Here is a 25,326-nt window from a genome sequence, read left to right on the forward strand (position 1 = left end):
CGTCAGTCGACCGACGGCAGGGTCCATGCCGTGGATCTACACCGGCACGCCGGTCGGCCAGGGGGTCTGACACACCACCGTGCAGAAGCAATGCCCGTCGGGAGACCTGCCGTGAGTGGGCGATTCCTAAGGGTTTGAGTGCAAAACTACATTTGCCCTTTATTGGCTGCTACCGCCGATAGTGTGACTTTTGCGCGTCCTGGGAGGGGCTCGCGATGTGTCGACCCGTTCCGTGGAGGGGACATGAGGGAAAAGACGGAACGTAAGCCGCTGGCGAGTCCCAGGCACGTCAAGGCCGCGTCGGGTTTGAGCTCCGTGCTGATCATTGCCGGGATGACCACCGGCGTCACCCCCGCTCAGGCGGCCGAGGTGGTCCACAAGGCCCGCGCCGAGCGCAGCTACCAGGGCACGCCCGGGCCGTTCGGGCAGGCGCAGGCGTGGCAGCCCGGTGCAACCCTCGCGCGGGACGGCGGCCCCGACGGGTGGTCCGATCCGCAGGGTTGGCAGTGGCAGGACCAGGGGCCGGGTCGGCGCCGCCATGATGGCGGCAAGGTGGGTCCGCAGGGCGAACGCGGCCCGCGTGGCCCGCGTGGCTTCCAGGGTGCTACCGGCGCGCAGGGTTTCCAGGGTGAGCAGGGTCCACAGGGTGTGACCGGCTCGCCGGGTCCGCAGGGCGCGCAGGGTGCGGAGGGCGAGGCCGGTCCGCAGGGCTCGCAGGGTGCGCAGGGTTTCCAGGGTGCGCAGGGTGCGCAGGGCGAGGCCGGTCCGCAGGGTGCGCAGGGTTTCCAGGGCGCGCAGGGTGCGCAGGGCTCGCAGGGCGCGCAGGGTGCGCAGGGCGAGGCCGGTCCGCAGGGCGCGCAGGGTGCGCAGGGCGCGCAGGGTGCGCAGGGCGCGCAGGGTGCGCAGGGTGCGCAGGGTTTCCAGGGCGCGCAGGGTGCGCAGGGCGAGGCCGGTCCGCAGGGCGAGGCCGGTCCGCAGGGCGCGCAGGGTTTCCAGGGCGCGCAGGGTGCGCAGGGCGAGGCCGGTCCGCAGGGTGCGCAGGGTTTCCAGGGCGCGCAGGGTGCGCAGGGCTCGCAGGGCGCGCAGGGTGCGCAGGGCGAGGCCGGTCCGCAGGGCGCGCAGGGTGCGCAGGGCGAGGCCGGTCCGCAGGGCGCGCAGGGTGCGCAGGGTGCGCAGGGCGAGGCCGGTCCGCAGGGTGCGCAGGGTTTCCAGGGCGCGCAGGGTGCGCAGGGCGAGGCCGGTCCGCAGGGTGCGCAGGGTTTCCAGGGCGCGCAGGGTGCGCAGGGCGAGGCCGGTCCGCAGGGTGCGCAGGGTTTCCAGGGCGCGCAGGGTGCGCAGGGCGAGGCCGGTCCGCAGGGTGCGCAGGGTTTCCAGGGCGCGCAGGGTGCGCAGGGCGCGCAGGGCGAGGCCGGTCCGCAGGGCGCGCAGGGTGCGCAGGGCGCGCAGGGTTTCCAGGGTGCGCAGGGCGAGGCCGGTCCGCAGGGTGCGCAGGGCGCGCAGGGTTTCCAGGGTGCGCAGGGCGAGGCCGGTCCGCAGGGTGCGCAGGGTTTCCAGGGCGCGCAGGGTGCGCAGGGCGAGGCCGGTCCGCAGGGCGCGCAGGGTTTCCAGGGCGCGCAGGGTGCGCAGGGCGAGGCCGGTCCGCAGGGTGCGCAGGGTTTCCAGGGCGCGCAGGGTGCGCAGGGCGCGCAGGGCGAGGCCGGTCCGCAGGGTGCGCAGGGTGCGCAGGGCGAGGCTGGTCCGCAGGGCTCGCAGGGTTTCCAGGGCCCACAAGGCGCCCAGGGCGCCCTGGCGGGCGTTCATGTCGAGTCTTCTGATGAGCCTGGGACCGGCTTCCAAACCGTCAGCTGCCCCACCGGCGAAGTGGCGACGGGCGGCGGCTACACCACCAACGGGACCGTGAACGTGAATAGCCCGGTCGTAGTAGGAGAGACGCCGGTCGGATGGCAGGCCAACTTCCTGGGGACAGAACCCGGCCTCGTCTACGTCATCTGCGCGCCCGGCACATCGTGATCGGCGAAGCACACCCAGAATGATCGGCAGGAAGAGGAAGACAGTGAGAATGCGACAGGTATTCGGCACGCTTGCCTGCGGCTCCGTGCTACTGGCTGGGGCGGGTGCGTGCAGTGACGACAAGACGCCCGTGGCGAAGGGATCCGGCGGGACGGTCGCTCCAGGGGCCGGGCAGGGGGATCCGGGGGTCTTGCTCCAGCAGGGTATCGAGCAGGGGCAGGCCGGAAAGTCGGACGAGGCGAAGGCAACCTTCGAGAAGGTGGTCGCGCTTCAGGGGGACAACAAGTTCGCCTGGTTCAACCTCGGCTACCTCGCCCAGTCGCGTAACTCAACCAACGAAGCGGTGGCGGCCTACGACAAGACGCTGCAGATCGACGACTCCTACCGGCCCGCCCTCTACAACAAGGCAATGCTGTTGGAGGAGGCGAAGCCGGACGAGGCGGTCGCGCTGTATCGCAAGATCGTCGATGCCGATGACGGCGCTTCCACGGCGTACCTGCGGCTGGGGTTGATGCTCGTCAAGCAGCAAGACCGGACGGGCGCGCGAGCGGCGTTCGCGTCGGCGATCGATGCAGATCCGAAGCTGGCGTCGGCGGTTCCCGAGGACTTCCGCCCGCAGAAGACAAAGAAGTGATCGCGTGGTGAAGGCGCCACACGTCACGGTTTTCACGGGTAGCAACCGAACCCGCTTCCTGGACGATTGTCTGCAGTCCCTGCTGGCGCAGACGTACGCGGACTGGGAATGGGTGGTCATTCTCAACCAGGGCACCCGGTGGCGCCCCGAGGCGAACGATCCACGGATCCGCCTCCTGGTGCGGGACGGGCTGTCCGGTGTCGGTGCGGTGAAGCGACAGGCCTGCGCCGAGGCGTACGGGGACATCCTCGTCGAACTCGACGACGACGACCTGCTCAGCAGCGACTGCCTGGCGGAGGTCGTGGCCGCCTTCGACGCGTACCCCGGGGCGGGCTTCGTCTACAGCGACACGGCCCAGATCAGCGAGGACGGCGGCCGGGACGACTCGCGGTTCGCCGCCGCGCACGGGTGGCGCTACCGCGACGAGCGGGTCGACGGGCGTGAGGTGTTGGCCTGCTACTCGCTGGAGCCGACGCCGCACAACGTCAGCTACATCTGGTACGCCCCGAACCACGTCCGGGCGTTCCGACGGGATCTGTACGAGAAGGTGGGCGGCTACAACGAGGAACTCGACGTGGCCGACGACCTCGACCTGATGTGCCGGCTGTACCAGGCGGCCGAGTTCCACCAGATCCCCAAGTGCCTTTACCTGCAACGGATGCACACCCGAAACACCCAGCGCGACCCTGAGGTCAACGCGCGCATCCAGCGGCGGTCCGTGGAGATCTACGACCGTAACGTCCAGTTCAACGCGTTGGCCTGGGCGAAACGGCGGGACCTGCTGGCCCTGGATATGGGAGCGGCATACAACAAGCCGGAGGGGTTCCTCGGGCTGGATCGCCGTGCCGGGGACGGCGTGGACATCGTCTGTGACGTCACGAAGGGGATCGACCTGCCGGACAACAGCGTCGGGGTGATCCGGGCGGTCGACTTCCTGGAGCACATCCCGGACAAGATCGGGATCTTCAACGAGTTGTACCGGGTCCTCGCCCCGAACGGGTTGCTGCTGTCCCTGACGCCCAGTTCGGACGGACGGGGCGCGTACCAGGACCCGACGCACGTCGCGTTCTACAACGAGAACTCGTTCTGGTATTACACCAACGACCAGTACGCACGCTTCGTGCCGGAAATCCGCTGCCGATTCCAGGTGTCCCGCCTGGGCACGTACTTCCCGAGCGATTTTCACCAGGCGAACAACATCCCGTACGTCGTCGCGAACCTGATCGCGGTGAAGGACGAGACCCGCAACGGAGGTCTGTTGACGATCTGAGCCGACGGCCGTGACACGGCCCCTGCGGCCTCCGGCTAGGGCAGGAGGCCCCAGGGCAGGAGGAACGATGCGCAGCGGCCGGCTCCGCCGCGCCGACCACGACCGGCGGCTCGCGGTCCTGGTCGACCGCTTTTACCGGGGAGCGCCACCGGTAAGGGCCTACGGGGTCGTCGCGCGCACGGCGCGACGTGGTCGACGGGCAGGGCGCACCGCGCGCCGCCAGGCAGAGGCCGGTCACAGAAGACCCAATGACGTACGCCCTGCTGGTCCTCCGCCGAGACGGTCACCCCGCCCGGCGTTGCCCGCGGCCGAGGTCCACGCCGGACGGCTGATTCGTCTACGACATCAGCTCGATAGCGAGCGCGAGAGACACGCCGTCTCCGCCCCGCACCCGCGCCCACCGCGCTGATCGACTCGGGTTTCAGGAAACCGGGGTATCAGAGCGCCCCGGACACCGCGACTTCCGGAAAACCGAGTCGATCAAGGCCGGAAAGCCGAGTCGATCAAGGCCGCGCGGGTCAGTCGACGGTCGGGAGCTTCGGGCCGAGGACGTCGTCGGCGTCCACGATCGTGTACGCGTACCCCTGCTCGGCGAGGAAGCGCTGCCGGTGTGCCGCGTACTCGGTGTCGATCGTGTCCCGGGACACGACCGTGTAGAAGTGGGCCTGCCGGCCGTCGGCCTTCGGCCGGAGCACCCGACCCAGCCGCTGCGCCTCCTCCTGGCGCGACCCGAACGTGCCCGACACCTGGATCGCCACCGCCGCCTCGGGCAGGTCGATCGAGAAGTTGCCGACCTTGGAGATCACCAGCGTGCGGATCTCACCGGTGCGGAACGCGTCGAACAGCCGCTCCCGCTCCTTGTTCGTGGTCGAACCCTGGATGATCGGCGCGTCGAGATATTCGCCGAGCTGGTGCAGCTGGTCGATGTACGCGCCGATCACCAGCACCTGGTCGTCCGGGTGCCGGTCCACCAGTGCCTTGACCACGGGCAGCTTCGTGCGGGCGGTTGCCGCCATCCGGTAGCGCTCCTCGGCCTCCGCCGTCGCGTACGACATGCGCTCGGCGTCGGTCAGGGTTACCCGGACCTCGGTGCACTCGGCCGGGGCGATCCAGCCCTGCGACTCGATGTCCTTCCACGGCGCGTCGTACCGCTTCGGGCCGATCAGGCTGAACACGTCACCCTCGCGGCCGTCCTCGCGAACCAGAGTCGCGGTGAGGCCCAGCCGACGGCGGGCCTGGAGGTCCGCGGTGAACCGGAAGATCGGCGCGGGCAGCAGGTGCACCTCGTCGTAGACGACCAGGCCCCAGTCGCGGGCCCCGAACAGGTCCAGGTGGGTGAACGCGCCGCCGCGCCGTGAGGTGAGCACCTGGTACGTGGCGATGGTGACCGGGCGGATCTCCTTGCGCTCGCCCGAGTATTCGCCGATCTCCTCCTCGGTCAGCGACGTGCGGGCGATCAGCTCCCGCTTCCACTGCCGACCGGCGACCGTGTTGGTGACCAGGATCAGCGTGGTCGCCTTCGCCTCGGCCATCGCCGCCGCGCCGACCAGGGTCTTGCCGGCGCCGCAGGGCAGCACCACCACACCCGACCCGCCGGCCCAGAACGCCTCGACGGCCTCCCGCTGGTACGACCGCAGCGTCCACGGCTTGCGCCCGTCCTTGCCGGCCTCGGCCAGCTCGATGGGGTGCGCCTCACCGTCGACGTAACCGGCCAGGTCCTCCGCGGGCCAGCCCAGCTTGAGCAGCGCCTGCTTGAGCCGGCCACGCTCGGACGGGTGCACCCGGATGGTGTCGTCGTCGATCTTGTCGCCGAGCATCCCGGCGAGCTTCTTGCTCTTGGCCACTTCGATCAGCACCAGCCGGTCCAGCGCGCGCAGCACCAGCCCGTACGCCGGGTCGTTGGCGAGCTGGAGCCGGCCGTAGCGGTCCATCGTGTCGGCCACGTCGACCAGCAGCGCGTGCGGCACCGGGTAGCGGGAGTACTTGAGCAGCGAGTCGACCACACCCTCCGCGTCGTGCCCAGCGGCCCGGGCGTTCCACAGGCCCAGCGGGGTCAGCCGGTAGGTGTGCACGTGCTCCGGCGAGCGTTCCAACTCGGCGAACGGTGCGATCGCCATCCGGCACGCCTGCGCGTCGGGGTGGTCGATCTCCAGCAGCAGGGTCTTGTCCGACTGCACGATCAGTGGTCCACCGCTCACGCGAGCGTCCTCTCCTCGGTTGGCCGTCCGGCCCGGGCGGGTCGCATACCCGCTGCTGGCCGACCATCCAGTGTTGCACGGTGCCTGCTGTCGGAAGAAAGATGCTCACCAGGTGCAACCGTGACGGCACTCACGAACGTCTAGCAAAGGGACGACTGTCAGGGGAGCTGCCATGAAGCATGTTCGGAGCACCTCCCGGCTGGTCGCCCTGCTGATGGTCGTGCTGGTCGGTGCTGGTGCGTGCACGTTCGATCCGCAGTCCGGTGGGAGTGGTGGCGGGGGAGCCGCCCCAGCCGGTGCGGCGGACCAGGCAACGGGGGCGAGCGACACGCCCGGCCCGGACCAGCGCGGCCGGCCCACGCCGGCCGCGCCCAGCCCCACGCCGAAGGCAACCCGGTCCCCGACGCCGAAACCCACACGCAGCGCAACGCCGAAGCCGAAACCCAGCACCGGCACGCCGACCGTCGCCAGCTGTCCGCAGGGCCAGCACCAGCGCGAGGTGGAGACCTACCTGGCCCGGTTGGGCGGGTTCGGGGCGGTGACCGTGGACGGCCGGCAGTCCGCCGCCGACTGCGCGGCGATCAAGAAGTTCCAGAAGAGGTACGGCATTCGCCCCGTCGAGGGTCGCGCCGGACCGACCACGTACGACGTGGCCCAACGCCTCGCCACCACCGACCCGGCCGCTTGCAAGGCCGGCACGGGCACCACGTTCTGCGTGGACCTGACCCGGCAGACCGTCTGGGCGATGCGCGGCGGCAAGGTGATCATGGAGCCGACGGTGACGCGCACCGGCATGTCCGGCTACCGCACCCCGGCCGGCACGTTCACCGTCAACTTCCGCAACCCCAGGGAGTGGTCCGACCCGTACGAGGTGTGGCTGCCCTACTGGCAGCACTTCACCCAGGGCATGGGCTTCCACGAGACCACCACCTACCTGCACGACAAGCCGATCGGCTCGCACGGCTGCGTCAACCTCCTGCACGCCGACGCGGTGCGGATGTGGGAGCTGGGCAAGGTCGGCACCCGGGTGGTGCTGATCGGCCGCCGCCCCGGCACCTGAGCGACACGCGGCGAAACGCGGGGGATAACCCCCTGTCCGACCGGTCCAACGAGTGTCACGCTGGGAGTCCAGGGCCGGACCGGGCGGGGAGGCTTGGCATGACGGTCGACCGTGACGTGATCGTGGAGCATGAGCAGGCGGCACCGCCCGACGAGGTGTCGCGCGCGACCGTGATCGCGTACGCCGTCGCGGCGACGCTCCTCGTCGGGTGGTTCCTCTTCGGCTGGCTGGTGCTGCGGCAGGGCTTCGTCGACTCGGTCGGGGAGTCCGCTGGCGCCGGTTTCGCGCTGCTCCTGATCGTCTCGGTGGTCGGCACGGTTCGCCGCAGCCGCCGCTGACCGACAGCGCCCGCGTCGGTGCCGTCGGCCGACCCGACCCGGTCAGTCCGCCAGCACCGCCGCGGTGACCCGGTGCAGCGCGAACGTGTGCAGCATCTCGGTCCGTTCGTCCTCGGCGCGCAGATAGCCAGCACCGATCGAGACCGGCTTGACCAGGCGGGACGCGGTCGCCCCGTGCGCGTCGACATAACCGACCCAGACCAGCGCCTTGTCCCGTACCGCCTGCTGGAGCACCGCCAGGGCTTCGCTGTGCGTGTGCGCCGGCACCGGGCCGCCGCCCAGTCCTGCCGCACCGCCACGCACCACCGCCGGTGCCCGTCGGGCCGCCCGCGCCGCCGCGTCACCGCGCCGGATGTGCTCCACCACCCCGAGCAGCCGGGGCATGGGCAGCTTCGGGGCGGCCAACGGGTCGAGTGTCCGGGTGGTCACCGAGACCCGAGGCGGGGCGCGTCGGATTCGTGGCCGGGTCAGCACGGTGCTGCCGGTGCCGTCCTCCTGCACCGGGGCGTACCCGGCGTCGCGCAGCGCACCCAGCAGGCGACCGACCTGGTACTGCGTGCACAGCACCGTCGGCGCGAGCCGGCGCAGCGCCAGCGACTCCAGCCGCCGGTCCGCCAGCACCTCGCTGATCAGCGTCTCGTCGTCGCTGCGCAGGTACGCCCCGGCCAGGCCGACCCGCAGCCCACCGTGCTTACGGGCCACGTCGTCCACCAGGTAGGTGAGGCCCTGCGGAATCGGAGTACGCGATCGTCGCCGGAACACGTCGTGCAGGTCGTCGGCCGTGTAGCCGGAGTCGAGTGCTCGCCGGACGCTGGCCGTGGTGACCCGGTGGACGCTGGCCCCACCGGCCGACTCAAGCTCGGTCATCGCCTCCAACTCGACTCCGAGCGCCGGCTCGGGCGGGCCGGGCACCACCACTGTCAGGTCGGCCTGCACCAGGAAGTGGTCGACCGGGGCGGGCAGCAGTGCGTCCAACGCCCGGGCGGCAGCGGACGGGTCACCGCTCTCGACGTCCGCGTGCACGCCCAGCGGGTCGCCTCCCCGCTCGTCGGTCGACGTCAGGTCACCCAGCAGCAGCCGACCGTACGAGGTGAGCGCCCCCAGCCCGGTGACGCCCAACTGCGCGGCCTCGGCCAGCACCTCCCGGTGGGCGGCGTCCCGGCCCCGGCTGCGGCGCGGAGCCCGCCAGTCGAGCAGGTCCTGCACCTCCTCGGGCGTGGGCGCGGTCGCTGGTTCCAGATCGGCGAGCACGCCGAGCACCGCCCGCCGGGTGGCCGGCACACCCGCCCGTTCGGCCTCTGCGGAGAGGGCGGTGATCGGGCGGTCCCGGTCGTCCCGGCGGCCGACCAACCCCACCTGCCGGGTCATGCTCAGCCAGGCTCGGGCCAACTGCTCCCACCGTTGAGCCAGCGAGGCGGCCCGCCACACCTCGTACCCGCCGGTCGGCAGCACCTGCTGATCCGCCCCGTACCGGCTGGTGGTCGCACCCGGCATCTCCAGCTCGCCGGCGAGCCCCGCCGCGTACGCCACCTCCAGCAGCAGCGCGGTCGTCGGCTCGTCCAGCACGGCGGTACGCGCCAGCCTCCGCAGGTCGCGTACGCCGATGCCACCGGAGCGCAGCACCGGCGCCGGCTCGTCGGCGAGTTGCTCCAGCAGCCCTTCGGTGTGTCGGACCACCTCCATCGTCTGCCCGGCGCCGGCCGAGTCGACCGCCTTCGGCTCGCGGGGGGCGGCGGCCACCGGCGGTGGGCTGGTGCGCAGTGGCCCGAGGGGGCCGCTGTCCCGGCGCAGCAGCAGACCGACCTCGCGGGGCAGCTCCACAGTGCCGGCGGCCGTCGACGACCCGGTCGTCACGGGGACCAGCAGCCGGTTGTCGACGAGCCACCGCACCGGGGAGCCGGCCGGGGCGCCACCGTTGGTCGGGTCGGAGAGCACCGGGTCCTCCGCGCCCAGCGGCGGTGCCTGCAACGCGCCCGGGGGCACGCTGCCCACCGGCGGGCCGGCCGCCAACCGGTCCAGGATCGCCCGGGCCGAGGGCGGGGCGGCGAGCAGCGTCCGCCGCAGCTTCGCCGGGTCCGCGCAGAGCGCGGCCGTGCGCGGGTCCAGCTCCGTGGCCGGTCGACCGAGCCCGGCGGGGTACGGGGCGACTTCGTCGACGGCTGGCAGCACCTGCAGTGCGTGCTCCGGGCCGTACAGCAGGAAGAGCGCGCGTAGCCGGCCCACGGCGGCCCGGACAGCGGTCGGGGCCGGGGGTTGCGGCCCTGCGGTCGCCATGGCGAGCACGGTGTCGGTGGCCGTGGTGCCGTCGTCCGGGTTCCGGGTGAGGCGGGCGGCGTCGAGGATCTGGAGGGTGAACTGGTCCAGCCCGTCCAGCGCACGCGCCACCGAGACCCGGGACTGGGCCCGGATGGCCAGGGCGGAGACGTCGGCTGGCACGGGCACGACGAGGTCCGGCCGCAGCTGGAGGAGCGCGGCCAGTGACTCGTCGGGCAGCGACCGCAGGTGGTCGGCGAGTGAGGTGGTCATCGTCTTTCCACGCTAGCCCGGCACCGGGCTTCCGCGCCCCTCGGACGTTCGGCTGGGCAGGTGTCGCCGGGTACGTTTCTCGGCATGCCCGCACTGACCGTCGGTTTCGATCTCGACATGACCCTGGTCGACTCCCGCCCCGGCATCGCCGCGACCTTCGAGGCGCTGACCGCGCGGACGGGCGTGCCGGTGGACGCCGACCTGGCGGTGTCCCGGCTCGGGCCGCCGCTGCGCACCGAGCTGGCGTACTGGTTCCCGCCGGGAGAGGTCGAGTCGGCGGTTCGCGCGTACCGCGAGCTGTACCCGGCGTATGCGATCACCCCGACGGTCCCGCTGCCGGGCGCGCGGGAGGCCATCGACGCCATCCGGGCCCGGGGCGGCCGTGTGCTGGTCGTCACAGCGAAGATGGGCCGGCTGGCCCGGCTGCACCTGGACCACCTCGGTCTCACCGTCGACGAGTTGGCCGGTGACCTGTTCGCCGAGCAGAAGGCGACCGCTCTGCGGGAGCACGACGCGACCCACTACGTCGGCGACCATGTGGCGGACATGGTGGCGGCGGGGGCGGCCGGGGTGCCGGGGATCGGCGTGGCGACCGGCCCGTGCTCTCCGGACGAGCTGCACGCGGCAGGCGCGGAAGTCGTGTTGAACGACCTCACCCAATTCCCGGCGGCGCTCGACGACATGATCCAGCTAGCCTTGGAGCAGTAGCGGCTCAAGTGAAGCAGGGGTTTTCAGGTGCCTACGGGTCGAGTGAAGTGGTACGACACGGCCAAGGGATACGGCTTCGTCACGAGTGACGAGGGCGGCGACGTGTTCCTGTCCAAGGCGGCGCTGCCGGCGGGTGTCACCGACCTCAAGGGTGGCCAGCGGGTCGACTTCAGCGTGGTGGACAGCCGCCGGGGCGCACAGGCCATGGGCGTCAAACTGCTGGACGCGCCGCCGTCGATGGCCGAGTTGCGCCGTCGACCGGCCGAGGAACTGCACGGTCTCGTCGAGGACATGATCAAGCTGCTGGAGGCGAAGGTCCAGCCGGACCTGCGTCGGGGCCGGTACCCGGACAAGAAGACCGCGCAGAAGATCGCTCAGCTGGTCCACGCGGTGGCGAACGAGCTGGAGGTCTGAGGCACCAGCCCGGCGGTGGCGGCCCGGTCGAGCAGTGCCGCCACCGCGGCGAAACCGGCCTCGCCCAGGTCTGCGGTGAACTCGTTGACGTAGAGGCCGATGTGCCGGTCCACCACGTCGAGTTCCATCTCCTGGGCGTGCGCCAGCACGTACTCCCGGCTGGCCGCCGGGTCCGCCCAGGCCTGCCGGACGGACTCGCGGACCCAGCCGGCCGCGGCCTCCGGGTCCACCGCGCCGCGGCGGGCCAGAATCGCGCCGAGCGGAATGGGCAGGCCGGTGTCGGCCTCCCACCACTCACCGAGGTCGACCAGCGCGCTGAGGCCGTGCCGGTGGTATGTGAACCGGGCCTCGTGGATGACCAGCCCAGCGTCGTAGCGGCCGGCCGCGACGCCCGGCATGATCTCGTGGAACGGAACCACCTCGATCCGGGCCGGCGGTCGTCCGGCCGACCAGAGCCGGAACAGCAGGTACGCGGTGGTCCGGTCACCCGGCACCGCCACCGTGGCGCCGGTCAGGTCGGTGCGGTCCGGCCCGCCGTCGCGGTCGCCCCGGGTGAGCACCAGCGGGCCGCAGCCACGACCGAGCGCGCCACCGCAGGGCAGCAGGTGGTAGTCGTCGAGCAGCCACGGCAGCGCCGCGAAGCTCACCTTCACCAGGTCGAAGGCGCCCTGCTCGGCCGCCGTGTTGGTGACGTCCACGTCGGCGTACGTCACCTCGACCGGCGGCGCGCCGGGCACCCGCCCGTGCACGAGCGCGTGGAAGACGAACGTGTCGTTGGGGCAGGGCGAGATCGCCAGAGAGAGCGCCACGCCCTTCACGTTAGCCCCGCCCCTCGCCACTCGGTCGCCGCGGTCCGGCGCCTGTGATCTGCCGGGCACTCGCCGCCTGTCCCCGGCTGCCGCCTGTCCCCGGCCCGCCGCCTGTCCCCGGCGACCGATTGCCCGCGAGCCGTCGTCGGGGCTCGGTGTTCACCTCTGCTCCCTGTAGAGCTGCCCCGTCTGTGGGGCGCTGGCGTCCGGAAGGCGCGTCGGCGTCCGGAAGGCGCGTCGGCGTCCGGAAGGCGCGCCGGCGTCCGGAAGGCGCGCCGGCGTCCGGAAGGTGCTGTGGCCGGGCCGGGCTGGGCCGTACCGGCGAGGGGCACCCTCTTGCCCCACTCGCGGGGCAGCTCTACAGGCGCTGACGAAGGGATGTGCACAGCGGCAGAGACGCTGTCCACAGGGTTATCCACAGGTGGGCGGATGCTGTTGACGGCACGGGCTGAGCGGAAAACCATGGACGGGTGGCTGCCGACAAGAGTGCGATCAACGTGGGGGCAACCCTGCGGGATCTTCGTCGACGTGCCGACTTGAGCCAGCGCGAGCTGGCCGAGCAGTCGGGGATCCCGAAGAGCACGTTGGCTCGCATCGAGGCGGGGCAGGGTGCCGGGCCGGCGTTCCGCACGGTCGAGCGGCTGGTCCGCGCGGCCGGCGGTGAGCTCGTGCTCAAACTCCCCGACGCCCCCTCCTCCGCGGCGGTTGACGAGTCACCGCAGGCGCCCGACCACGAGCTGTGGGACGAGTTGCGGGACGAGGCCGGTCGCCGCTACCCAGCGCATCTCGACGTCCGTCGAGTCCTGACCCTGAAGGACTGGCCCGGCGCCTGGTGGGTGCATTCCTACACACTTCCGCAGCGGTTGTGGCCGGTACGCGTCCCGGAGCTGACCTACGACCTCGATCGAGCGCGACGTGACAAGCGGCGGTTGCGGGACCAGGCGCGGGCCCGGGTTCGCTTTCGGCGCGCGTTCGAAGGGCTGCCAGCCACGTCGTGGCGCTTTCTCGCCGAGTTGCCAGGGGCCGGGCCGGTCGGTGAGCTGAGGGCCCATGAGCGAAGCCTGGACCTCCTCCGTGGCGAGGATTGGGGCGACCGACGTGAGCTGGTGTTGGAGGGCGTCGTCGTTGCGCCCGGCCTCCGGACCCTGGGCATCGCGCGTCAGCTGATCGAGCTGCTGGCCAGCGAGATGGCAGTCGCTGATATCCGGACCGTCCACGCGATAGCCGACGGTGGCAACGTCGTGTTTCTGCTCGCCTGCGGGTTCGAGCTACAGCCAGGCCGGCCGTCGGCGCTCACCCTCGAAGTCCGTCCTACGCGGCCGTAGTTCAGCGCAGCGCTGGGGCCGCAGCGGTCAGGGCGGTGAGGGCCTCGCGTAGCCGCCAGGCGTCCCGGTCGCGGGGGCCGATCGGGTTCGAGATGGTGCGCAGCTCGGCGAAGGGCACCCCGGCCTGGGCGGCGGCGACGGCCACCCCGTACCCCTCCATGGCCTCGGCGACCGCCTCCGGATGCCTCCGGCGCAGCTCCTCGGTGCTGGCGGTGGTGCCGGTGACCGTGCTGACGGTGAGCACCGGCCCGGTCGTGGCCGCCGGGAGGGCTGCCCGCAGTGCCGCCAGCAGACCCGGGTCGGTCGGCACCACGCCGCCGACACCCAGCATCGCGGGCGGCATGCCCAACTCGTGGACGGGGATGAAACCGTCCGGTGATTCGGCACCCAGGTCGGCGGCGATGCTGGCGGTGCCGAGCACGGTGTCGCCGACCTCGACCCGCCCGATGAAGCCGCCGGCCACGCCGGCGCTGACCACGGCACGGTACGGGCGGCCGGCGGCCTCGGCCAGCGCCAGCAGCCTGGCGGTGGCGGCACCGGCGACGGCCGGGCCCACGCCAACCGGGGTGACGGTCACGGTGGGATCGGTCAGACCGGCGCGGACGGCTTCCGCCTCGGCTGGTACCGCGGTCACCACCAGCAGACCGCTCACGAGACTGAGCCGGGGGACTCCCGGCGGGTCTCGTCGTCCGCCCCGCCGCCCGGGCCGCCGACCGCTGAGGACGGGCGGTAGATGTGGTAGCCGGGAGGGGTCAGGCTGGGATCGTCGTACTGCGGGGAGCTGGCCTGGGCCGGTGCCGGCGAGGTGGGCGCGGCGTCCCCGGGCTCGTCGGCCGGCTCGTCCTCGGTCAGCTCGTCGTCGCCGAGCGGCCGGCCGGCCAGCTTCTCGCCGCGCAGCCGGGCGGCGACCAGCACACCCCGGATCGCGGCCAGGACGCCCACCCCGGCGGCCACGGCGATGCCCATCCGACCGTCGAACGGGACCAGCCCCAACCCTCCACCGGCGACGAAGGCGAGCATCAGCACCGTCTCCGAATGGGCGAAGGAACTCGCGCGCAGCCGCTCCGGGATGCGCTCCTGGATCGAGGCGTCCACGGCCAGCTTCGATATCCCGCTGACCAGCGCGGCGACCAGGCAGAGCAGGGCGACCATCACCAGCGAGAACTGGATGACGGCGAGCACCGCCACCCCGGCCACGATGATCATGCTGCTGGACTGGATGGCGGTCGGCCGGTGGATGCGCAGTCGGGTGCCGATGGCGGTGGCCAGGAAGGTGCCGACCGCGAGGGCCCCGCCGACCAGCCCCAGCGCCCACTCGGCGCCCAGATCCCGGCCGAACGCGACAGTGGTCAGGTCGCCCTTCTTGATCGCGAAGGCGAGGAAGAGCAGCAGGAAGCCGTACACCGCGCGGAGCGTCGCGGCGCCGATCAGCGACGCGATCACCAGGCGGCCGGCGGGTCGGCCTCGGCCCAGCGGCCGATCGCCACGGCGGCGGCCCAACGCGCGCAGTGGCCGGGGGACCCGCTCCGGTGGCTCCGAATCGGCCTTCGGTGGCAGACGCAGGGAGATCACCATGCCGACCAGGAAGATCACCGACGCGACGCGCAGCGGCCACTGCGGCCCGAACCAGAACGCGGCCAACCCGATCGGCGCGACCAGCGCACCCGCGACCGTGCCGTAGACGCTGGCCCGGGCGCCCACCTGGGACAGGCCGAGCCCTTCCGGCAACAACCGGGGCACGGCCGCGGACCGGGCCACGCCGTACGCCCGGGACAGCGCGAGCACCCCGAACGCGGCCGGATAGAGCCCGAAGCCGTGGATGTAGTCGGAGATCAACCAGGCCAGGAAGGCGCGGCCCAGCATCGTCGCGGCCAGCGCGTACCGCCGGCCGTGCCGGAAGTGGTCCAGCAGCGGGCCCACCACGGGGGCGAGCATGGCGAACGGCACCATGGTCACCAGCAGGTAGAGGGCGACCTTGCTGCGGGCCTCGCCCAGCGGCACGTTGAAGAAGATCGTGCCGGCCAGGCCGATGGCGATCAGGGTGTCACCGGCGCAGGAGAGCGCGTGCAGGTCGAACAGGCGGACCATGCCGACCTCGCCACCGGCGCCCCGGGCCCGGGCGCTGCCGGCCCGACGGGTCACCCAGCGGCCGCTGCCCAGCGAACCACGCAGCAACAGACGAACGGCGCGAATGCCGGTGCCGACGGTCCGTCCGAGGACGGATCGCCCGGAGCGGGAGTACGACGGCATGTCCACCATCCTCGCCCATCCGATCCGGGTACGCCGCACCACTGCGGGGAAAGGTTCCCCGGGAGTCCCTGTCACCCCTGCGAGGCGCATAGGGAACAATGGTTAGGTGACCAGGCCTGTCTCCACCCGTGCCGCCCGTCTCGACCAGGTCTGCGCCGCCGCCGTCGAGGTGGCCCGCGCTGGCATCACCGAGGTCGACGCCGACGATGTCGGCGATCACCTGCAGGTTGTGGCCGAGGGTGAACGGCTGGTCACCCACTACTTCGAATGCCTCCTCGCCGGCTACCGCGGTTGGCGGTGGGCGGTCACCGTCACCCGGGTGTCGCGCAGCAAGACCGTGACCATCTGCGAGACGGTGCTGCTGCCCGGTTCCGACGCGCTGCTCGCGCCCGGCTGGCTGCCCTGGCAGGAGCGGCTCAAGCCGGGCGACTTGGGTCCGGGCGATCTGCTGCCGACCTCACCGGATGACGACCGGCTGGTCCCCGGCTACCTGCTCTCCGACGACCCGGCGGTCGAGGAGACGGCGTGGGAGCTGGGCCTCGGTCGGGCGCGCGTGCTCTCCCTCGAGGGCCGCATGGAGGCGGCGCAGCGCTGGTATGACGGCGACCACGGCCCCGCCGCGCCCATCTCCGCTGCCGCGCCGGCCGCCGCCCGCTGTGGCACCTGCGGTTTCTATCTGCCGCTGGCCGGTGCAATGCGGCAGGCGTTCGGGGCGTGCGGCAACTTCTACGCCCCCGACGACGGCCGGGTGGTGAGCGCCGACCACGGTTGCGGTGCCCACTCCGAGACGCTGATCGAGGCGGCCGAGACCGCGGTCGAAGAGCTACCCACGGTGTACGACGACAGCGCGGTGGAGGCCATGTCGGTCAGCCGCGCCCCGGGCTCGGTGGAAGCCGCCGAGCCGGCGGAGCCGTACGGGCACTCCTGATCGTTCGCACCGGGGGTGGCCCGGTGCGTGGCCGGGTCAGCGCGCGCGGCGACGTCGTCGGTTGGCGTCGTGCCGCATCATCACGGCGAGGCCCGGGAAGCCCCACAGGAACCCGGCGAGGCAGGTCCAGAGCCAGTTCTGGTGACCGTGGTCGGTCAGCCAACCCCGAAAGAAGATCAGCAGGACCAGCCCGGCAATCGCCCAGGCGGCCAGCCCGGCGAGGGCGAACGGCACCATCGGCGGGTCCAGTGGTGCGGGCCGCGGTGGCTGCTCGTTCGGCATTCGGCAAGCGTACGCGACCTACTTCCCCTGCCCGTCGGTGATCTGGGACGATGCGCGCGACAACCGGAAGATCACCTGCGAGGACCTGATGGCAGTAGCGCCGCCCGAGAACGGCACCCCTCCCAACCCCGCTCACCCGCGTAACGGATTCGACCGGTTCTTCGAGATTTCCGCCCGGGGCTCGACGATGAGCCGCGAGGTACGCGGTGGCCTGGCGACCTTCTTCACGATGGCGTACATCGTGGTGCTCAACCCGCTGATCCTGGGTGGTGCCGTCGACGGTGACGGCAAGACCCTCCCCATTCCCGCGCTGGCTGCCGGGACCGCGCTGGTCGCCGGCCTGATGACCATCCTGATGGGCGTGGTGGGTCGGTTCCCGCTGGCGCTCGCCGCCGGTCTGGGTGTCAACGCGCTGGTGGCGTACGAGATCGCCCCCGAGATGACCTGGGCCGACGCGATGGGCCTGGTGGTGATCGAGGGTGTGATCATCGCTGTGCTGGTGTTGACCGGTCTGCGGACCGCTGTGTTCCGCGCGGTGCCGACCCAGATGAAGACCGCGATCGGGGTCGGGATCGGTCTGTTCCTGACCATCATCGGTCTGGTGGACGCCGGTTTCGTCCGACGGATCCCGGACGACGCCAACACCACAGTCCCGGTCGGTCTGGGCATCGGCGGCAAGCTGGTGAGCTGGCCGATGCTGGTCTTCGTGGTGGGCCTGCTGATCACCCTCGTGCTGGTGGTCCGCCGGGTACGGGGTGCGATCCTGATCGGCATCCTCGCCTCGACCGTGCTGGCGGTGATCGTGGAGGCGATCGGCAACATCGGCCCGTCGTTCGTCAACGGTCAGCCCAACCCCAAGGGTTGGTCGCTGAACGTGCCGGAGCTGCCGAAGACGGTGGTGGACCTGCCGGACCTGTCGCTGCTCGGCAAGTTCAACGTGCTCGACTCGTGGGGTCGGGCCGGTTGGCTGGTCGTGCTGATGTTCGTCTTCACGCTGCTGATCACGGACTTCTTCGACACCATGGGCACGATGGTGGCGGTCGGCCAGGAGGGCGACCTGCTCGATGAGCAGGGCACCCCGCCACGGGCCAAGGAGATCCTGCTGGTCGACTCGATCGCCGCGGCGGCCGGTGGTGCGGCCAGCACCTCCAGTAACACGTCGTACATCGAGAGTGCCGCCGGTGTCGGGGAGGGTGCCCGGACCGGCGTGGCCAGCCTGGTCACCGGCGTGCTCTTCCTGCTGGCGATGTTCCTGGCGCCGCTGGTGGTGATCGTGCCGTTCGAGGCGGCTTCGACGGCCCTGGTGGTGGTCGGTTTCCTGATGATGACAGCGGTGCGGACGATCGACTGGTCCGACTACGAGATCGCCATCCCGGCGTTCCTCACCATCGTGCTGATGCCGTTCACCTATTCGATCTCGAACGGGATCGGCGCTGGCCTGATCACCTTCGTGGTGGTGAAGCTGGCCCGGGGTAAGGCCCGGGAGGTCCACCCGTTGCTGTACGGGGTGGCCGTGCTGTTCGTGCTGTACTTCCTGCGCGGGCCGATCGAGTCCCTGGTGCTCTGACGTACGTTCCGGGCGGGGAATCGAACGGGATTCCCCGCTCGGAACAGCACCAACGTCCTCGTGAGCCTGGTCATAACGGATGTCGTTAGCCAGGCTCATTAGTTAAGCTAACTAACGTGATGGAGCGGACGGTGACGGCGGAACGCGTGCCACCGGCGCAACTGGCTCCCCAGTTGCGTGATGCGATCACCCGACTCAACCGACGGGTCCGCCAGGCCCGACCGGTCGGCGACCTCACGGTCACCCAGGTTTCCGCGCTCACCAGCCTGCGGCTGGCCGGCGCGCTGACGCCCAGGGAACTGGCCGACGTGGAGCGGGTGCAGCCGCCGACGATGACCAAGATCGTCGGGAAGTTGGAGGACCGCGGCCTCGTGCGGCGGACACCCCACCCGACCGATGGCCGGCAGGTCATCCTCGCGGCGACCGAAGGAGGGCAGGCCGTGCTCGACCAGTTCGAGCGGGCCCGCGACGAGTGGCTGGCCCACCGGCTGGCCGCACTCGACGAGGACGAACGGGAGACCCTGCAGAGGGCTGCCCAGATTCTTCAGCAGCTCGCTCGCGCCTGAGCCGCGCCCGCGCCACCGGGTCCGTGCCGTCACCTGTCGATGACGCGTACGTTCTTAAGGAGGCGCACGAAGAGTGCAGGCCAAGTTGAGCACGATGTTCCAGTCCCTGCAGGTCCGTAACTACCGCCTCTTCGCATCCGGGCAGCTGATCAAGTTGATCGGCGTCTGGATGATGTTCATCGCCCAGGACTGGCTCGTCCTTGAGCTCTCCAACAACTCGGCCACCGCGCTCGGCGTGGTAACCGCCTGTCAGTTCACCCCGGTGCTCCTGCTCACCCTGCTCTCCGGCCGACTTGCCGACCGGTACGACAAGCGGGTGCTGCTCTTCGTCGCCAACGCCTTCTGGACCGTGCTGGCGCTCGGCATGTCCGTGCTGGTCCTCACCGACCTGGTGCAGCTCTGGCACGTCTTCGCCTTCGCCGCGCTGCTCGGCACGGCCAACGCAGTGGAGACCCCGGTCCGTCAGGCGTTCGTCTCCGAACTCGTCGGCACGCCGCTGCTGCCCAACGCCTTGTCGCTGAACGCCGCCGTGTTCAACTCGGCGCGGATCGTCGGCCCGGCCGTCGCCGGCCTGGCGATCGCCGCCTTCGACGTCGGCCCGGTCTTCCTCTTCACCGCCCTCAGCTCCGTCGCGCCCCTGGTCAACGTGGTCCGGATGCGTACGGCCGACCTGCACCGCGACGCCCTGCTGCCGCGCGACGAGCGGGCGTCCGCACGGGTCATCGACGGGCTGCGGTACGTGTCGCGCCGCCCCGACCTGCTGCTGCCGATGGCGGTCATGTCGGTGATCGGCATGTCGCTGTTCAACTTCCAGCTGACCCTGGCCGCGCTGGCGAAGACGGTCTTCCACACCGGTGCCGCCTCCTTCGGCCTGTTCAGCACGGCGCTGGCCGTGGGCGCGCTCGGCGGCGCGCTCAGCGGCACCGGTCGGCGAAGCCGGCCGTCGGTCTGGCTGGTGCTGGGCGCGGCGATCGCCTGCGCCAGCTTCGGCACCCTGGTCGGTCTCGCCTCGACGTACTGGCTGGTCGTGGCACTGCTGGTGCCGACCGGCTTCTTCATGGTCTTCTTCGCCCAGGCCGCCAACCAGCGGGTCCAGTTGGGCGTGGACGCGGCCTTCCGGGGCCGGGTGATGGCGCTGTGGGTGTTGGTCTTCCTGGGCACCAACCCGGTGGGCGCGCCACTGATCGGCTGGGTCGCGGAGCGCTTCGGTGCCGGTGCCAGCATCTGGATGGGCGGGCTGATCTCGCTGGCCGCCGCGTTGATCGCCCTCACCTGGCAGCTGCGGCACTCCGGCGCCCGGCTGCGCTTCCGGGTGCTGCCGATGCCCCGCTTCTACGTCACGTCCACCGACTGCTGAGCTGTCCGGAAGGGCCCCCTCGTCATCGGACTTCGCATGACAAGGGGCCCTTCCGGGCACTGCCGCATCCGCGGTCCGATCCGCACGCGCCGTCTTGAGCGGATGACGCGGATGCGGGCAAACCGCTGGCGGGGCGGCACGATGGGGCTTAGCGTCGATACGTGGGAGTCGGACGCGCGCTGATGCTGGCCCTGGCGTTCCTCGCCGTGGCCAGTCTTCCGGCGGCACTCGCCCTGCTCTTCTGCTATGACGAGATCCTCGACCGGGTGGTCTGCGGCTGGTCCGAGTGGCGTGATCGCCGGCGGGAGAAACGGACGATCGCGCGTCTCGACCGGGCCATCGAGGCCGACGCGCTGACTCGGGACATCGACCTCAGCGAGTTCGACCGCACCGACCGTCGGCCCCTGGAGCAACTAGCCGCCGACCTGCGCCGCCTCGGCGGTCAGCGGCTCGGCGGCACCGGCCGGTCGATGGTCTGGCACGGCGCGCTGCTCCAGGCGTACGACGACCGGCTTCGCCTCGCCTGCCGCGCCCTCGGCATCACCGAGCACCTTGGTGAGTTGGAGGGCGTCGACCAGGAGATCGAGCGGGTCCGGGTGGAGGGTGTGCTGCACGCCGCCGGGCTGACCCTGCCAGCGGCTCGGGCCGGCCACCGGCAACGGCACCGCTGAGCGACGGTTGCGGCTCTTCGTCGCGGTCTACCCGCCCCCCGAATCGGTCGGCCACCTCGGCGCGCAGGTCGCGCGACTACGGGTCGGCGCAGCGGCTGCCGCCGGCACCAACGTCCGGCTCGCCGATCCGGCCCATCTGCACGTCACCCTGGCCTTCCTCGGCGACGTCGAGGCGGCCCGGCTGGTCGAGGTGGAGAGCGCGCTCGGGCTGGCCGCCGAAGCGTTCCACGACGGCCGGAACGCCCCGCCCCGGTTCAGCCTCGGCGGCGGTGGTCGGTTCGGTCAGGGTCGGTCCACTGTGCTCTGGGTGGGCCTGCGAGGCGAGGTCGAGGCACTGCACGTGCTCGCCGGGCTGGTCCGGTCCCGGTTGCGGCAGGCCCGGCTGCCGTGTGACGACGCCAGGCCGTTCCGCCCGCACCTGACAGTGGCCCGGCCGGGCGAACGGATGGACCTGGCCGACATCGAGGCGGACCAGGCCGACCTGGACGACTACCAGGGACCGGAGTGGCCGGCGACCGAACTGCTGCTGATCCGCAGCCACCTCGACCCGCGACCATCGCGCTACGACCGGCTCGCCGCCTGGCCGCTCTGACCCGGCACTCTCGTCACGGCGACCCCCGACTGATCCTGGTCCGGACTCGGCTGGGCAGTGACCGCCCCTGGTCTGCTGTGGAGGACCTCGCGGGCCTGTTCGGCGGCGCGGACGATGCTCTCGCTGATGAAGTCGAGGAAGCGGGCGATGTTCTCCAGGCGGGCGGCGGCCGGGGTGTGCGGACCGAGGAGGGCCACGCCCTGTCGTGCGGTCTCGACCAGCTGGTCGTTGGCTCGGGCGCTGGCGATCGTGGCCTGGTAGAAGAGCTCGTCATCGACGACGTATCTGTCACGGCGGCGTTCGTCGCGTTCGCGGCGGACCAGGCTCTGCCCCTCCAGGAAGGTGATCGCCTTGGAGATGGACGCCGGGCTGACCTGGAGGCGCCCAGCGAGCTCGGACGCGGTGAGGCTGCCCGAGTCGGTGATGAACAGGCAGGTCAACACACGGGCCGCCATCTTGCTCAGACCCGACGCCATGAGGACGGTGGTGAACGTTTCCTCGTACGCGCCCACGGCCTCGGCGTCACGGCCGTGGGGCTGGGGGACTGACTCCGTCGTGCGGGAGGAGGCCGACCTGCGTCGGTGGGCGCGGTGTTCGGTGGCGCGGTGGGCCAGGTCGGCGCGGTAGGCCAGAGGGCCGCCATTGCGCATCACCTCGCGGGTGATCGTCGAGGTGGGACGGTCGAGTCGTCGGGCGATCTCCGCGTAGGGGAGGTCGTCGACCAGCCCCAGCGCGATCTGCTGGCGCTCCTGCTGGGTGAGTCTGCCTCCCGGCATCGTGATCTCCCTGGTGATCCTTCGTGGGCGGCCCGTGGCACCTCCACCATAGCGTTCAATTCTGGTTCATTGCAACGCGCGCGACCGGGAGACGTTGCGTTATCTTCTAGCTCGTTGCAACAACTCCGACGAGTCTAGCTGGGAAGACGCCTCTTCAACGCAACAGACCCGTTGCCGTCTTATGGAAAGCAACGTAGCGTTTCCGATATCAGAAACGCTGTACGAGCACGGGAGAGCATGATGAAGACGTTCGACACCCCCGCCCCGATCTCCGCCGTCCTGAACATCCCCGCCGGGCGCATCCAGCTCATCGCCGCGGACCGCGTCGACACGACGGTCGAGGTGCTGCCGACCGACCCCTCCAAGAGCCGCGACACCAGGGCCGCCGAGCAGACCACAGTCGCGTACGCCGACGGCGTCCTGCGGATCACGGCCGCGACCCCCGGCAACCCGCTCGTCGGTTCCTCCGGATCCGTGCAGGTCACCGTCCGGTTGCCTGCCGACTCCCGCGTCGACGCCAAGGCCGCCAGCGCCGAGCTGCGTGGTGTCGGGCGTCTCGGCGACGTCACCTTCGACGGCGCGTACCGCCAGATCAAGATCGACGAGGCGGCGAGCGTGCGCCTCACCGCGATCGACGGCGACGTGGAGGTCGGCCGGCTCACCGGCCCTGCGGAGATCAGCACCGCGAGGGGCGACATCCGGATCGCCGAAGCCGTGCACGGCACCGTCGTGCTGACCACTCAGTCCGGCGACATCTCGGTCGGCGCCGCCGCAGGCGTGTCGGCCGCGCTGGACGCCGGCACCGGCCACGGCCGGGTCAGCAACGCCCTCAGGAACGACGGCACCACCGCCCTCGACATCCGCGCCACCACCTCCCACGGCGACATCACCGCCCGCAGCCTCTGATCCCGACCGAAACCCCGACGCGACCAGGAGTGCAGACATGCCAATGAACAACGCTTCCGCCCCGAGTTCGTCCTGGACCGGCATGGTGCCGGTCGACGACACGGCCCTGGCCGTCACCGACACCGGCGGTCCCGGGGTCCCCGTGGTCTACCTCAACGGCCAGTTCGCCACCCAGGGATACTGGCGGCGGGTCATCGCCGAACTGGGCACCGGGTGGCGGCACATCACCTTCGACGAGCGGGCTCGCGGCAGGAAGTCGAAGCGCTCAGCGGACTATTCCTTCGAGGCGGCCGTCCGGGATGTCGATGTCGTCCTCGCCGCTCGGGGCGTGCACCGCGCGCTCGTGGTGGGCTGGTCCTACGGAGCTGTTGTCGGGGCGCACTGGGTCAGCCGCAACCCGGAGCGTGCCCTGGGCGCGGTCCTGGTCGACGGCGCGTTCCCGCACGACTGGCTCGACGAGGCCATGGCGCAACGGATCCGCAAGATGTTCCGACGGATGAACCTCTTCATGCCGCTGCTGCGCCCGACCGGCCTGACCCCTCGGATGAACGCCGACCAGATGGCCGACAGCAACATCGAACTCGGCAGGCTCTCCCGCGAGCGCGAGCTGGGCCCCGTGCTGGACACCATCACCGTGCCGGTGCGGTACGTGGTCGCCTCGGGGACGTCCCTGGGGAGCCGCGGTGACGAGCAGGAACAGATCCGCGCCAGCCTCGACGCGGTGACCGTCCGGAACCCGCACATCCGGATCGGGGCGAAGGTCGCCAGCAACCACGGTGCGATCCTCAAGAAGGACTTCCCGGCCGTCGCCGAGGCCGTACGCGAGGTCGCCGGCCTCGACCGCGGGGACGCCGAAGACCGTCGATGAGGCTCACGTGTTTCGCGTTGACGGGTGGCGAACCACCACCCGTCAACGCGAAGCGTCAGGAGGACTCGCGTGCGGCCGGGCCGCTGCCGAAGAGGACGTCGTCCCAGCTCGGCAGCCGCTTGCGCGGCTTGCCGTTGGCATCGGTGGACTCGCCGCCAGCGGCTGCCGCAGCGCCCGTCCGGCGAGGCCGCAGCACCGCCAGCGACGGCACGGCCGGCACCTCCTTGGGCGCGTCCGAGTCGTCGTCGAAGGCCGACCCTTGGCCGCCGCCGAGCAACGCGGCGGCACCCCCGCCGACCGGCCGCTGCCGGGGCGCGTCCGAGCCGGCGAGAGCAGCCGGGGTACGCGGTTCCAGACCACGGCCCGACGAGGCGCCGAGTGGGCGGTCCAATGAGGCGAGCAACGCATCGCGGCCAGCGCGGATCGGATCCCGACCGGGACGCGGGTGCTCGGACGCCGCCGGCAACCCGTGTCCACCTCGGCTCGGCTCACCGCGCGACGGACCCGGCAGGGCATGCCCGCCCCGCTCCGGTGCGGGCTCCTGACCGAGGATCGGCGTGGGCCGCTCGGCGCACAGATACTGCGCCATGTCGTCGTGCGGGGCGACCGACTGCCGGGTCTTGTCGAGATCCCAGATGGCCTGCGCGGTGGCCTTGCCGGACGGCCAGGTGGCGATGATCCGCCAGGTGCCGTCATCACGCCGGTATGCGTCCCAGGAAATCTTCTCGGTGTCGATGCCGTGCTGGCTCAGCCGACCGTTGACCACCTCGGCGAGCGGGGTGGGCTTCTCCGCTCCCTTGAGGCGGGTGCGGCGGGCATGCTGCGCGAGCATCGCCCGCTCCTGGAGAACCGGGCCGGCATAGCGCAGCACCCGGTCGACCGGCACACCGGCGATCCGGGCGACATCCTCGGCGGACTCACCGGAGCGGATGCGGGCCTGGATGTCCCGCGGGGACAGTGAGGGAATCGGATCGGCTGCGGTCGGCGCCGCCGCGAGCGGCGGCGAACCGGGCTCCGCGTGCAGCGCACCGGAGATCCGTTCGTCGATCGGCAGGGCGAGCAACCGCCCGACCTCGTCGGCGAGAACCAGAGCATGGCCGTCCTCGGAGAGGGCGACGAAGCGTACTGGGCGCATAGCGTTGCCTCCGTCCCGCTTCGCTGGCCGCACGCCACGAGTCGGCCACCCAGGCGTCTCGGACCACCGTACGCGCATCTGTCTCGGGGTGGGGGAAGCGACACCCCGCATGTCGTGACTGAGCTGCGGCAATGAT

The 25,326-nt window shown here is 71.4% G+C and carries 23 protein-coding genes and 1 pseudogene; 15 read left to right on the forward strand and 9 right to left on the reverse strand.

Features of this window, described 5'->3' with window-relative positions:
• Window positions 1–159: 159 nt before the first annotated feature.
• The gene (locus GA0070619_RS33660) at window positions 160–1,800 is read right to left on the reverse strand and encodes a hypothetical protein (RefSeq protein ID WP_231927193.1); all 1,641 of its coding nucleotides are present in this window, start codon (window positions 1,798–1,800) and stop codon (window positions 160–162) included.
• A 259-nt stretch (window positions 1,801–2,059) separates the two neighbouring features.
• Between GA0070619_RS33660 and GA0070619_RS30555 the strand changes: the two genes are divergently transcribed.
• Both GA0070619_RS30555 and GA0070619_RS30560 read left to right on the forward strand, forming a co-directional pair.
• Window positions 2,060–2,644: a tetratricopeptide repeat protein gene (locus GA0070619_RS30555; RefSeq protein WP_172862144.1), complete on the forward strand. Its 585-nt coding sequence runs from the start codon at window positions 2,060–2,062 to the stop codon at window positions 2,642–2,644.
• Window positions 2,645–2,648: 4 nt separating this feature from the next.
• Window positions 2,649–3,914: a glycosyltransferase gene (locus GA0070619_RS30560; RefSeq protein WP_231927194.1), complete on the forward strand. Its 1,266-nt coding sequence runs from the start codon at window positions 2,649–2,651 to the stop codon at window positions 3,912–3,914.
• Window positions 3,915–4,432: 518 nt separating this feature from the next.
• On the opposite strand, the gene GA0070619_RS30570 is transcribed toward GA0070619_RS30560, so the two are convergent.
• Window positions 4,433–6,112: a DNA repair helicase XPB gene (locus tag GA0070619_RS30570; RefSeq protein WP_088951217.1), complete on the reverse strand. Its 1,680-nt coding sequence runs from the start codon at window positions 6,110–6,112 to the stop codon at window positions 4,433–4,435.
• 172 nt (window positions 6,113–6,284) lie between these two features.
• Between GA0070619_RS30570 and GA0070619_RS30575 the strand changes: the two genes are divergently transcribed.
• The gene (locus GA0070619_RS30575) at window positions 6,285–7,172 is read left to right on the forward strand and encodes a L,D-transpeptidase family protein (protein WP_088951218.1); all 888 of its coding nucleotides are present in this window, start codon (window positions 6,285–6,287) and stop codon (window positions 7,170–7,172) included.
• Window positions 7,173–7,270: 98 nt separating this feature from the next.
• Window positions 7,271–7,510 (forward strand): hypothetical protein, encoded by a 240-nt coding sequence (locus GA0070619_RS30580; RefSeq protein WP_088951219.1) that lies wholly within the window; start codon window positions 7,271–7,273, stop codon window positions 7,508–7,510.
• Window positions 7,511–7,552: 42 nt separating this feature from the next.
• Here GA0070619_RS30580 and GA0070619_RS30585 read toward each other — a convergent pair whose 3' ends face one another.
• Window positions 7,553–10,036 (reverse strand): helicase-associated domain-containing protein, encoded by a 2,484-nt coding sequence (locus GA0070619_RS30585; RefSeq protein WP_088951220.1) that lies wholly within the window; start codon window positions 10,034–10,036, stop codon window positions 7,553–7,555.
• Window positions 10,037–10,120: 84 nt separating this feature from the next.
• On the opposite strand from GA0070619_RS30585, the gene GA0070619_RS30590 reads away from it, so the two are divergent.
• Both GA0070619_RS30590 and GA0070619_RS30595 read left to right on the forward strand, forming a co-directional pair.
• Window positions 10,121–10,744 (forward strand): HAD family hydrolase, encoded by a 624-nt coding sequence (locus GA0070619_RS30590; protein ID WP_088952158.1) that lies wholly within the window; start codon window positions 10,121–10,123, stop codon window positions 10,742–10,744.
• A 27-nt stretch (window positions 10,745–10,771) separates the two neighbouring features.
• Window positions 10,772–11,158 (forward strand): cold-shock protein, encoded by a 387-nt coding sequence (locus GA0070619_RS30595; RefSeq protein WP_088951221.1) that lies wholly within the window; start codon window positions 10,772–10,774, stop codon window positions 11,156–11,158.
• Here the strand turns inward: GA0070619_RS30595 and GA0070619_RS30600 are convergent.
• Window positions 11,119–11,967 carry a 1,4-dihydroxy-6-naphthoate synthase gene (locus GA0070619_RS30600; RefSeq protein WP_088952159.1) on the reverse strand — a complete coding sequence of 283 codons (849 nt, stop codon included), beginning with the start codon at window positions 11,965–11,967 and terminating at the stop codon, window positions 11,119–11,121. The genes GA0070619_RS30595 and GA0070619_RS30600 overlap by 40 nt on opposite strands.
• A gap of 470 nt (window positions 11,968–12,437) precedes the next feature.
• Between GA0070619_RS30600 and GA0070619_RS30605 the strand changes: the two genes are divergently transcribed.
• Window positions 12,438–13,292, forward strand: a complete 855-nt coding sequence (locus tag GA0070619_RS30605) for a helix-turn-helix domain-containing protein (protein WP_157744115.1) — start codon at window positions 12,438–12,440, stop codon at window positions 13,290–13,292.
• Window position 13,293: 1 nt separating this feature from the next.
• On the opposite strand, the gene GA0070619_RS30610 is transcribed toward GA0070619_RS30605, so the two are convergent.
• Together GA0070619_RS30610 and GA0070619_RS30615 are read right to left on the reverse strand one after the other, a co-directional pair.
• Window positions 13,294–13,944 carry a futalosine hydrolase gene (locus tag GA0070619_RS30610; RefSeq protein WP_088951222.1) on the reverse strand — a complete coding sequence of 217 codons (651 nt, stop codon included), beginning with the start codon at window positions 13,942–13,944 and terminating at the stop codon, window positions 13,294–13,296.
• Entirely contained in the window at window positions 13,941–15,542 is a 1,602-nt protein-coding gene (locus GA0070619_RS30615; RefSeq protein ID WP_088952160.1) for an MFS transporter, read from the reverse strand. Before GA0070619_RS30615 ends, GA0070619_RS30610 begins: the two co-directional genes overlap by 4 nt.
• 106 nt (window positions 15,543–15,648) lie before the next feature.
• Here GA0070619_RS30615 and GA0070619_RS30620 point away from each other — a divergent pair, with 106 nt between their 5' ends.
• A complete protein-coding gene (locus GA0070619_RS30620) occupies window positions 15,649–16,470 on the forward strand; it encodes a DUF3027 domain-containing protein (RefSeq protein ID WP_088951223.1) in 822 nt (273 codons plus the stop codon).
• 36 nt (window positions 16,471–16,506) lie between these two features.
• Here the strand turns inward: GA0070619_RS30620 and GA0070619_RS30625 are convergent, their stop codons facing one another.
• Window positions 16,507–16,752 carry a DUF2530 domain-containing protein gene (locus tag GA0070619_RS30625; RefSeq protein WP_088951224.1) on the reverse strand — a complete coding sequence of 82 codons (246 nt, stop codon included), beginning with the start codon at window positions 16,750–16,752 and terminating at the stop codon, window positions 16,507–16,509.
• An 88-nt stretch (window positions 16,753–16,840) separates the two neighbouring features.
• Here GA0070619_RS30625 and GA0070619_RS30630 point away from each other — a divergent pair, with 88 nt between their 5' ends.
• From GA0070619_RS30630 to thpR, 5 genes are all read left to right on the forward strand, one after another.
• Entirely contained in the window at window positions 16,841–18,319 is a 1,479-nt protein-coding gene (locus tag GA0070619_RS30630) for an NCS2 family permease (protein ID WP_088952161.1), read from the forward strand.
• 116 nt (window positions 18,320–18,435) lie between these two features.
• Complete coding sequence (locus GA0070619_RS30635) at window positions 18,436–18,885, forward strand: MarR family winged helix-turn-helix transcriptional regulator (RefSeq protein ID WP_172862146.1); 450 nt, start codon at window positions 18,436–18,438, stop codon at window positions 18,883–18,885.
• A gap of 73 nt (window positions 18,886–18,958) precedes the next feature.
• Window positions 18,959–20,242 (forward strand): MFS transporter, encoded by a 1,284-nt coding sequence (locus GA0070619_RS30640; RefSeq protein ID WP_088951225.1) that lies wholly within the window; start codon window positions 18,959–18,961, stop codon window positions 20,240–20,242.
• A gap of 161 nt (window positions 20,243–20,403) precedes the next feature.
• Window positions 20,404–20,913, forward strand: a complete 510-nt coding sequence (locus GA0070619_RS30645) for a hypothetical protein (protein ID WP_088951226.1) — start codon at window positions 20,404–20,406, stop codon at window positions 20,911–20,913.
• Between the two features lie 7 nt (window positions 20,914–20,920).
• On the forward strand, window positions 20,921–21,505 hold the full coding sequence (gene thpR / locus GA0070619_RS30650) for an RNA 2',3'-cyclic phosphodiesterase (protein WP_088951227.1): 585 nt from the start codon (window positions 20,921–20,923) through the stop codon (window positions 21,503–21,505).
• Window positions 21,506–21,567: 62 nt separating this feature from the next.
• On the opposite strand, the pseudogene GA0070619_RS30655 reads toward thpR, so the two are convergent.
• Window positions 21,568–22,281: pseudogene (locus GA0070619_RS30655) on the reverse strand (helix-turn-helix domain-containing protein); the annotation flags it as partial.
• 240 nt (window positions 22,282–22,521) lie between these two features.
• Between GA0070619_RS30655 and GA0070619_RS30660 the strand changes: the two are divergent.
• Window positions 22,522–23,187 carry a DUF4097 family beta strand repeat-containing protein gene (locus GA0070619_RS30660; RefSeq protein ID WP_088952163.1) on the forward strand — a complete coding sequence of 222 codons (666 nt, stop codon included), beginning with the start codon at window positions 22,522–22,524 and terminating at the stop codon, window positions 23,185–23,187.
• Window positions 23,188–23,224: 37 nt separating this feature from the next.
• A complete protein-coding gene (locus GA0070619_RS30665) occupies window positions 23,225–24,055 on the forward strand; it encodes an alpha/beta fold hydrolase (protein WP_088951229.1) in 831 nt (276 codons plus the stop codon).
• Window positions 24,056–24,110: 55 nt separating this feature from the next.
• Here the strand turns inward: GA0070619_RS30665 and sepH are convergent, their stop codons facing one another.
• Window positions 24,111–25,190, reverse strand: coding sequence for a septation protein SepH (gene sepH / locus GA0070619_RS30670; RefSeq protein ID WP_088951230.1), 1,080 nt, complete (start codon window positions 25,188–25,190; stop codon window positions 24,111–24,113).
• Window positions 25,191–25,326 lie beyond the last annotated feature (136 nt).

Source organism: Micromonospora zamorensis, from assembly GCF_900090275.1.
In the GTDB taxonomy this organism is placed as follows: domain Bacteria; phylum Actinomycetota; class Actinomycetes; order Mycobacteriales; family Micromonosporaceae; genus Micromonospora; species Micromonospora zamorensis.